Source organism: uncultured Candidatus Puniceispirillum sp. (genome assembly GCF_963979125.1).
Lineage (GTDB): Bacteria > Pseudomonadota > Alphaproteobacteria > Puniceispirillales > Puniceispirillaceae > Puniceispirillum.
On the sequence record NZ_CAXBVX010000173.1, the window covers coordinates 1 to 2,276 of the forward strand.

The 2,276-nt window shown below is 49.0% G+C and carries 4 protein-coding genes; 3 read left to right on the forward strand and 1 reads right to left on the reverse strand.

The window, feature by feature from the left end:
• The 3 genes from ABNT28_RS10875 to ABNT28_RS10885 all read left to right on the forward strand — a co-directional run.
• Nucleotides 1–591 (forward strand): ELM1/GtrOC1 family putative glycosyltransferase (locus tag ABNT28_RS10875; protein ID WP_348721607.1); only part of this gene is annotated, 591 nt, incomplete at its 5' end.
• Between the two features lie 105 nt (nucleotides 592–696).
• Nucleotides 697–1,134, forward strand: coding sequence for a hypothetical protein (locus tag ABNT28_RS10880; protein WP_332924881.1), 438 nt, complete (start codon nucleotides 697–699; stop codon nucleotides 1,132–1,134).
• Nucleotides 1,135–1,257: 123 nt separating this feature from the next.
• The gene (locus ABNT28_RS10885) at nucleotides 1,258–1,644 is read left to right on the forward strand and encodes a hypothetical protein (RefSeq protein ID WP_332924882.1); all 387 of its coding nucleotides are present in this window, start codon (nucleotides 1,258–1,260) and stop codon (nucleotides 1,642–1,644) included.
• Between the two features lie 39 nt (nucleotides 1,645–1,683).
• Here the strand turns inward: ABNT28_RS10885 and msrP are convergent.
• Nucleotides 1,684–2,276, reverse strand: a 593-nt coding sequence (gene msrP, locus ABNT28_RS10890; RefSeq protein ID WP_348721608.1) for a protein-methionine-sulfoxide reductase catalytic subunit MsrP, incomplete at its 5' end; no start/stop codon positions are given.

Genomic DNA, 2,276 nt, shown 5'->3' on the forward strand with positions numbered 1-2,276 from the left:
CTTGCGCCAAAATGGAAAAATGCTGCCTTTCCGCGCGTTGTGGTGATGCTTGGCGGCGATAACCGGCGCTATAAGATTTCACCTGCCATGGCCAGCCGCATGGTGGCAAGGCTTGATGCTTTTGCCCGCCAGACCAGGGCCAGCTTGGCTATCGTGCCATCACGCCGCACCCCGCCTGATCTGATCCGGCAGCTGACCGAAACCCTCGCGCTGAATGATACGCACACGCGCCACCGCCTTGCCACGCCGCAGGATGCCAATCCCTATCCGGGTATTCTGGGCATTGCCGATGCGATTATCGTCACCTCGGACTCGGTCAATATGACCAGCGAGGCCGCCATCACCGGCACCCCTGTCATGGTCGCCGACTGGCATAGCGATATCGCCACCAGTGATGCCCCCACCAGCGCAACAACCAGTTCTGCTCATTCGACGATCGAAACCGGCCGCCTTGCCGCCTTTCATGATGCGATGATGCGTGGCGGGCATACGGTGCCGCTTGGCGATGTGATCCCCGATCATGACTTTATCCCGCTTGATGACATGCCAGCCATCTGCGCCCAGCTCACCAACATGCTGGCACGGGGTTAGAGTTTCAAAAATTTACCATTTTCATTAACGTTAAATTAACCTTTATTTTCTATCCTCTCCTATGTGTCACATAATCTGGCACTCAAGATAGGGGAGATAAGACGAATGAGATTATTTGTAACACATATGCATGGCTTCACGCCAAAAACATGGCCTGTCGTATCATTCAGAAGTGAAAAAACAGCTGTTGATTTAGCACGCAGTTTTGGTTCAAAGGACTTTGTGATTTATGTGGGTAGCAAAGCAGGAGAATCAGGAGACCAAGGAAAGATTCTAGGAAGTGCAAAGCTACTTGATCGGACTGTAGTGCGCACAGAACCCCTTATTAAGGCTGATGCTGGATGCTATAAAGATGGTGAATTTCGTTGGCCATTTGGCATAAAGATTAAACAAGCTTGGCTCGTTACCTCACCCAGACCTGATGCAAAGCCAATCATTGGTGAAAAATTCAGTCATGCACCGTATTCTGGATTTTACATCATAGAAGATCAAGAAACGGTCTCAGCGATTCTTAACTTAAATTATGTCGAAGTTCCTATGTGAAAACGTCCAACTCATTCAAAATAATGAAAGAATTACATTCAAGAATAACAACCCTTGATTGCGTCAGTAGACTGTCACTTCATTTTTTATAGTAAGATATCAAAAGATGCCAATGAGCATAAAATGCAAATCAAATCTGTAAAATACGCTTCGAAGTTAGGAATTATTTTGATCTTTGCATTAGCGGGGATCACAAAAGCTAGCGCAACCACTTTAGAATTCAAGAATGCCAAAGATTTTTGGGCAAAAGCTGGCAAAGAAGAACTGTTAAAGGATTTGAAAGATCCAATGTCAGCGCAAATATCTAAACTATGCTTCGTAAATGGGCTCAAAGATGGCTACATCGTAACTGGTGAAATAAATGCCAAGAACTCTTTCGGCGGATATACTGGATTTAAAGAATTTATGGTGGTGTACGCTAGTTTGACTAGCTGGCAACCTTTTGCCATGATTCGCAATGAGCCTATATTCTTTTCTTTGTTTGATCTCTCCAAACCCGCTTGCCGTTAAATATTTTGAGACGGTAATTGAAGCGTCAGCCCAATCCACCTAAAAATACAGCGTTCGCGGGTCGTCGAACGTCATATCGGCATACAGCCCCGCCACCTGATCGCCATAGCCATTGAAAATCTCGGTTTTCACCCGTTGTCCGGTGCCTAGCAAGCGCTCGGTACGTTGCGGCCAGCGCGGATGCGGCACCATCGGATTCACATTTGCCCAGAACCCATATTCGGTGCCAGCCAGCTCCTGCCAGAATGACACAGGTTTGGTGTCGGTAAAGCTAAAGCGGACAATCGATTTGATCGATTTGAAGCCATATTTCCACGGCACCACCAGCCGGATTGGCGCGCCATTCTGGTTCGGCATGTTTTTGCCATAGATGCCGGTCGCCAGAAAAGCCAGCTCGTTCTGCGCCTCGGCGATGGTCAGCCCTTCGACATAAGGCCACGGATACCAGCCCTGCTTTTGCCCGGGCGCAACATCGGGATCAAGAAACGTTTCCATCCGCAGATATTTGGCTTCGGGCAACGGCTTGGCCAGCGCAATCAGATTCGCCAGCGGCACCCCTGTCCAGGGTACCGCCATCGCCCATGCCTCGACACAGCGATGCCGGTATAGCCGTTCTTCCAGCCCGCCCATCT